The sequence below is a fragment of the Mesorhizobium sp. M1A.F.Ca.IN.020.06.1.1 genome (assembly GCF_004023265.1).
Lineage (GTDB): Bacteria > Pseudomonadota > Alphaproteobacteria > Rhizobiales > Rhizobiaceae > Mesorhizobium.
Map to the genome: position 1 here is coordinate 1 of NZ_RZSR01000258.1, position 6,550 is coordinate 6,550.

Sequence of the window (6,550 nt, forward strand, 5' to 3'; positions counted from 1 at the left end):
CACCATCCGCATCAAGGACGGTATCGCCGAAGTGCGCGCCGGCGCCACATTGCTTTTCGACAGCGTTCCTGAGGAAGAAGAAGCCGAAACCGAACTGAAGGCATCCGCCATGCTCTCCGCCATACGCGACGCCAAGACCGGCAACGCCGCAGGCACCGAACGCACCACCGCGCGCGTCGGCGACGGCGTCAACATCCTGCTCGTCGACCACGAGGACTCGTTCGTCCACACGCTGGCCAACTACTTCCGCCAGACCGGCGCCACTGTTTCCACCGTGCGCACGCCGGTGCCGGAAGAGGTGTTCGAGCGGCTGAAGCCCGATCTCGTCGTGCTCTCCCCCGGCCCGGGTACGCCGAAGGATTTCGATTGCGCCGCGACCATCAGACGAGCGCGCGCCCGCGACCTGCCGGTCTTCGGCGTCTGTCTCGGCCTGCAGGCGCTGGCCGAAGCCTATGGCGGCGAGTTGCGGCAGTTGCACATTCCGATGCACGGCAAGCCCTCGCGCATCCGTGTCTCGAAGCCGGGCATCATCTTCTCGGGGCTGCCCAAGGAAGTGACCGTCGGCCGCTATCATTCGATCTTCGCCGATCCGGTGCGCCTGCCCGAAGGTTTCGTGGTGACGGCCGAGACCGAGGACGGCGTCATCATGGCCTTCGAGCACCGCAAGGAGCCGATCGCCGCCGTTCAGTTCCACCCGGAATCGATCATGACGCTCGGCCACAATGCCGGCATGCGCATCATCGAGAACATCGTTGCGCATCTGCCGCGCAAGGCCAAGGAAAAGGCTGCCTAGCAACGATGGCCGCGGTGGAAGACACGGCGACGGCGGCCGCAAGAGCCGCCGCGAAGCGCAAGATCGCCAGCCTCGCTTTCTGGTCGATCGTCATCGCCTTCCTGGTGATGGGGCTGAAATTCATTGCCTGGCAGATGACCGGCTCCGTGGCCCTCTATTCCGATGCTTTGGAATCCATCGTCAACGTCATCACTTCAGCAGCCGCTCTCTGGGCGATCCGCATCAGCCATAAGCCGGCCGATAGCGACCATCCCTTCGGCCATCACAAGGCCGAGTATTTTTCTGCGGTGCTCGAGGGTGTTCTGATCGTCGTTGCGGCGCTGCTGATCATCGCCAAGGTGTGGCAATCGCTGCAGAATCCCGCGTCGCTCGAACAGCCCTGGCAGGGCTTGGCGATCAATGCCGGCGCGGCGCTCGTCAATGCCGTCTGGGCATTCGTGCTGATCCGCAACGGCCGCAGCGAACGATCGCCGGCCCTGGTCGCCGACGGCCAGCACATCATGACCGACGTGCTTACCTCGGTCGGCGTCATCGTGGGCCTTGTCGCCGCGGTGATGACTGGATGGCATATCCTCGACCCGCTGCTTGCGCTTCTTGTTGCGCTGAACATTCTCTATCAGGGCTGGAAGCTTACCGGAGAGTCGCTGAGCGGACTGATGGATCGTGCCGTCGACACCCAGGAGCACATGCAGATCCGCGATATCATCTCGGCCAATTCGAAGGGTGCGCTGGAGGTGCATGACCTGAAAACCCGCATCGCCGGGCGAGCGACCTTCATCGAGTTCCACCTCGTCGTCGACGCCGACATGACGGTCGGCGCCAGCCATGTCATTTGCGACCGCATCGAGGACGCGCTGAAGGCCGAGATCCCCTCGGTGCGCGTCACCATCCATGTCGAGCCGGACGACGAGGCGAAGCTGCCGAAAGGCACAACGGCGGTGCCTTTCGCCTGAAGCGATTTCCAGGCACGCCTTGGAAAATTGGCCGGGCCTCCGCGGTGTCGTCATCCCTGGACGAAGCAGGAGCGAAGCTCCATCGCCGAGACCCCCTGGGATCCATGCCGTGGCCTTGGCCGAAGCATGCAGCGAAGCAGAATTCTACACCGTTTCAACGCCTTAGCATAACGGCATGGATCCTATGGCTGCGCCGCGTCGCTTCCCTCCTTGCTCCGCATAGGATGACGAAGCGCCACACTTTAGAGTGACGAAGTGGCACACTCACGGCGTGCAGGCCGACTGGGGCATCGGATTGAGCCTGTACACCTTGTCGTCGGACGTGGTCTTGCCGCCCGCGATCTTCGAGCAGAGGTCGATGATGGCGAGCGCATTGTTGGGGTTGGCCAGCAGCATCGTGCCGCTGGCGCCGCGCTTGAGAAAAATCTCCTTCTGCGAGATGTCGCAGGCAAAGTCGCTCATCTTGGAGCTAGCCGAGCAGCGCCACTGATCGGCCTCGCCCTGGCAGGAATAGGTCTGCGTAACCTTGGCCTCTTTCTGCCTGGTCGTCACCGAGATGGCGATGTCGGCGCCGTCTGGCCAGTTGGCGGCATCGCCACCGGCGGCGAAGGAAGCGAGCTCGATCGGCCCGCGGAAGACGCGGATCGACTGCGTCATCTGGTCCGGATGGGATTCCAGATGCGCGTCGTCATAGTCGCGGCCGTAGCAGAAGGGCTGGTCCGGCTTCAGCCGCTCGCGCAGCGGGGCCCCGAGCGCCGGGTCGATCGGATCGATGCGCGCGAACTCCGCCTTGCAGGTGTCGGCCGGCATCGGATCGAGACGGAAATTATCGTCTTCGCTGCCCAGCGCCTGCTCGTTGTATTTCGCCTTGCCGAGATCCTCCTCCGCGCCGGCGTCGAGATAGACGTCACGCTGCACGTTGGAGAGGATCAGCCGGCCCTTGTCGTCGACCCTCAGCGAGGCGAGCGTGCGGTCGCATTCCATGCCGCAGCGGATGTCGCTCGCCCTGTCGCTCGGATCCTCCTTGTTGCACCAGGCAGCCGCCCATTCCGGCTTCTTGGCGCCGCGCACCGTGGTGGTGAGAAAGCCGTTATAGGCGGCGTCGGACATCGAGCTCGGCTCCTCGTTCGGCCGACTGACCGGATCGTGGCCATGGTAGAAGAAGATGCGCGCCACCTTCTGGTGCGGATGCGCCTTGAGATGGGCGGCATCATAGACCCGGCCGAAGCAGACGTCGGGACCGCTCGGGCTGAGTTCGGTCAGCTTGGGGGCATCATCTGCGAGCGCCGCGTCGGCAAAGAACAGGGCGGCACCCAGCACTGCACCTGCCACCATCCTCGACGTCATGTGATCCTCTCCTCCCACAGACAGGACGTGATTGCGACTCATGCTAGTCTAGGCACGAAGGCTGGGCCACGCAAACTTGCGAGAGCCGCCGGATTGAGGAGGATGCGATGCTGCGCCGTGACGTTTTCCGCGCCGGTCTTGCCGGAGCGGCCGGTTTTTTCGGTCTTCGCCAGGCGAGCGCCGCCACCGGCGAGCACAGGCTGAAGGTCGCCTACCATCTCAGCGACGCCGACAAGGTCAACTTCGTCCTCGGCAACATCAAGAACCACTATGAGGGCACCGGCGGCAATGTCGAGGTCGTGCTGGTCGTGCATGGGCCGGCGCTTGCGGCCTTCAAGGCAAAGAGCGCTTCCGGAGCGACCTCCAGCCGCTTTGCCGGTCTCGTCCAGCAGGGACTTGTTCCGCAGGCCTGCGGCAACACCATGCATGGCATGGACATCGCCGTGACCGACCTGCTTGCCGGCTTCCAGGTCGCGGAGAAAGGCGGCGTGGTCAAGCTCGCGGAGCTGCAGCGCCAGGGCTATGTCTATCTGCGGCCCTGAATTCGCGCCCTGATCTTGCCTTGACTTGAACACCTGGCCGGGAAGCGTCTACCAATTGCCAGCGCAATCCTGGAGATATCGACGTGCCAACTGACCCGACCACGCTTGTCATTCCCGATCTTGCCGGCAAGGCGGTGCTGGTCACCGGCGCGTCGACCGGGATCGGAGCAGCCCTCGCCCTCGCCTATGCCCGGCAGAAATGCCGCGTTGCGCTGCATTACAACTCAAGCCGGGAAGCCGCCGAAGAGCTCGCCAAAACCATCCGCGACGACGGCGGCGAGGTGTTCTTGACGCAGGGCGATTTTTCGGTTCCCGCCGACGTCGAGCGCGTGGTCGAGGGGAGCGCTGAACATTTCGGCCGGCTCGACGGGCTGGTCAACAATGCCGGCGGCATGCTCGGCCGCGTTGCCTATGCCGAGCAGACCGAGGCCCATTACGATGCGGTGATGGATCTCAACGCGCGCTCGGTGCTGACGGCCTCGCGCAGAGCGATCCCATGGCTGAAGCGCCAGGGCGGCTTCATCATCAACACCACCTCGATCGCCGCCCGCAACGGCGCCGGCGGCGGCGCCGGCCTCTATGGCTCGTCCAAGGCCTTCGTCTCCAACGTGACGCGCGGCATGGCCAAGGAGCTGATCGGCTTCGGCATCCGCGTCAACGCCGTGGCGCCCGGCACCATCCTGACCCCGTTCCACGAGCGCTATTCCACCGCCGAGCAGATGAAGGGCATGGTCGCCACCATTCCGCAGGGTCGCGCCGGAAGGGCCGAAGATTGCGTCGGCGCTTACCTGTTCCTGTCTTCCGACCTCTTGAGCGGCTACATCATCGGCCAGGTGATCGAGGTCAATGGTGGCCAGTTGATGCCGTGAGCTGGCGATTGCATACTCAGCTCAGCGTGCAACCTGGAGGGAGAGGAAGGGAATGTTCGGACTGATCGGCAAGATGCGGGCGGCACGCGGCCAGCGCGATGCAGTCATGGACGTGCTGCGTGAGACGACCGGTGCGCTGCCCGGCTGCCTGAGCTACATCATCGCCACCGACCCGGCCGATGCCGACGCGATCTGGGTCACCGAAGTGTGGACCGATCAGGCAAGCCATAAGGCGTCCCTGCAACTGCCCGAAGTCCAGGCGGCAATCGCCAGGGCGCGTCCTTTCATCGCCGGCTTCGAATTCCAGGTCGAGACCCATCCTGTCGGCGGCTTCGGCCTTCCGGCCCCCGAGAAGGGCAGCTGAGCGCGAGACCGTCGCCAACGGCATTTCCGCGGGAAAATGGGTTCGCATTTGTCCGTGCCCGGGCTAAGAGCCGGATATGGACTCTTCATCAGAAGGACCGTCACTGGAGCAACCGTCTGTTCAACGCATGACGCGATTGCGCCCGCTGCAGCAGTGGCTGGCGCTGGTGGTGCTCTCGCTGCTCTTTGCCGGCGCGCTGGAATTGGCCGCCTTGCCTGCGGCGCTGCTGATCGGCCCGATGCTTGCCGCGATCCTGGCCGGCACCAACGGCGCCACGGTGCGCGTACCCCGCGCGCTGTTCGGTTCCGCTCAGGCCGTGGTCGGCTGCCTGGTGGCGAATTCGATCTCGGTCGACATATTTCCGGTCTTCTACGCCGAATGGGCGCTCTTCTTCGGGATGGTGGTGGCGACGCTCACCGCCTCCAGCCTGCTAGGCTGGCTGATCAGTCGCTGGCGCATCCTGCCCGGCACCACGGCGGTCTGGGGTTCCTCGCCGGGCGCCGCCACCGCCATGGTGCTGATGGCCGGCGCCTTCGGTGCCGACCAGCGCCTCGTCGCCTTCATGCAATATCTGCGCGTCATCTTCGTTTCGGTGACGGCGGCGCTCGTCGCCAAGATGTGGGTCGACACGTCGGGCGTCGAAGTGCCGCCCATCATCTGGTTTCCGCCGATCGATCCATTGGCCTTTGGCGCCACCCTTGGCATCGCGGTCGTCGGCGGCCTGCTCGGCAAGCTGCTCAGACTGCTCTCGCCCTTCTTCCTTGGCACCTTCATCTTTGGCGCGGTAATCCATCTCGGCTTCAGCGTGCCGATGCAATTGCCGCCCTGGCTGCTGGCCGTCAGCTACGCCATGGTCGGCTGGTCGATCGGGCTGAACTTCACCCGGCCGATCCTGCGCCACGCGGCACGCGCCCTGCCGCAGATCATCGCCTCGATCGTAGCGCTGATCGCCTTCTGCGGCGGCATGGCTTTCGTCATCAGCGGCGTGCTCGGCATCGATCCGCTGACCGCCTATCTGGCGACCAGCCCCGGCGGCATGGACAGCGTCGCCATCATCGCCGCCGCCGCGCAGAACGTCGACATCTCCTTCGTCATGGCGCTGCAATCGGCCCGTTTCCTCGTCGTGCTGCTTGTTGGGCCAAGCGTCGCCAAGCTTGTGGCGCGAAACGTCAGGGACTGATCCGCGCTACCAAGTGCATGGAGAAGCAGAGGAATTGGCCATGAACCGTCGTTTGAATGCTGTCGATCTCTCTGGCCGCGTCGGGGTCGTGACGGGCGGCGCGCAAGGCATCGGCCTTGCGGTCGCCCGACGCCTGCTGTCGTCGGGCGCAAGCGTCGCCATCTGGGACATCGACCAGGCCGCGATGGCGAGCGCTGTGGCCGAGCTTGCTCCCTTGGGCCGGGTCGATGCCTTGCTTTGCGACCAGTCGCAGATCGAGGCCGTCGACCGCGCCGCAATCGAGACCGAGCAGGCGCTCGGGCCTGTCGATCTCCTTGTCAACAATGCCGGCATTGCCGGGCCGGCCGCGACCGTGGTGGACTATGACCCCGCCGCCTGGCGGCAGATCATCGAAATCGACCTCAACGGCGTCTTTTACTGCTGCCGACGTCTGGTGCCCGGCATGATCGCGCGCAACTACGGCCGCATCGTCAATGTCGCTTCCGTGGCCGGCAAGGAAGGC

Annotated in this window: 8 protein-coding genes; 7 read left to right on the forward strand and 1 reads right to left on the reverse strand. The window is 64.7% G+C overall.

Annotated elements, in window-relative coordinates:
* Both EOA60_RS13710 and EOA60_RS13715 read left to right on the forward strand, forming a co-directional pair.
* Positions 1-793, forward strand: a 793-nt coding sequence (locus EOA60_RS13710; RefSeq protein WP_164899298.1) for a gamma-glutamyl-gamma-aminobutyrate hydrolase family protein, incomplete at its 5' end; no start/stop codon positions are given.
* A 5-nt stretch (positions 794-798) separates the two neighbouring features.
* Positions 799-1,746, forward strand: coding sequence for a cation diffusion facilitator family transporter (locus EOA60_RS13715; RefSeq protein ID WP_095823300.1), 948 nt, complete (start codon positions 799-801; stop codon positions 1,744-1,746).
* A gap of 264 nt (positions 1,747-2,010) precedes the next feature.
* On the opposite strand, the gene EOA60_RS13720 is transcribed toward EOA60_RS13715, so the two are convergent.
* Positions 2,011-3,093, reverse strand: a complete 1,083-nt coding sequence (locus tag EOA60_RS13720) for a hypothetical protein (protein ID WP_095823301.1) — start codon at positions 3,091-3,093, stop codon at positions 2,011-2,013.
* 107 nt (positions 3,094-3,200) lie between these two features.
* Here EOA60_RS13720 and EOA60_RS13725 point away from each other — a divergent pair, with 107 nt between their 5' ends.
* The 5 genes from EOA60_RS13725 to EOA60_RS13745 all read left to right on the forward strand — a co-directional run.
* The gene (locus EOA60_RS13725; RefSeq protein WP_095823302.1) at positions 3,201-3,635 is read left to right on the forward strand and encodes a DsrE family protein; all 435 of its coding nucleotides are present in this window, start codon (positions 3,201-3,203) and stop codon (positions 3,633-3,635) included.
* A gap of 83 nt (positions 3,636-3,718) precedes the next feature.
* The gene (locus EOA60_RS13730; protein ID WP_095823303.1) at positions 3,719-4,504 is read left to right on the forward strand and encodes an SDR family oxidoreductase; all 786 of its coding nucleotides are present in this window, start codon (positions 3,719-3,721) and stop codon (positions 4,502-4,504) included.
* 52 nt (positions 4,505-4,556) lie between these two features.
* The gene (locus tag EOA60_RS13735) at positions 4,557-4,868 is read left to right on the forward strand and encodes a putative quinol monooxygenase (RefSeq protein ID WP_095823304.1); all 312 of its coding nucleotides are present in this window, start codon (positions 4,557-4,559) and stop codon (positions 4,866-4,868) included.
* Positions 4,869-4,944: 76 nt separating this feature from the next.
* A complete protein-coding gene (locus EOA60_RS13740) occupies positions 4,945-6,048 on the forward strand; it encodes an AbrB family transcriptional regulator (RefSeq protein ID WP_127335079.1) in 1,104 nt (367 codons plus the stop codon).
* A 40-nt stretch (positions 6,049-6,088) separates the two neighbouring features.
* Positions 6,089-6,550, forward strand: a 462-nt coding sequence (locus EOA60_RS13745; RefSeq protein WP_128294552.1) for an SDR family NAD(P)-dependent oxidoreductase, incomplete at its 3' end; no start/stop codon positions are given.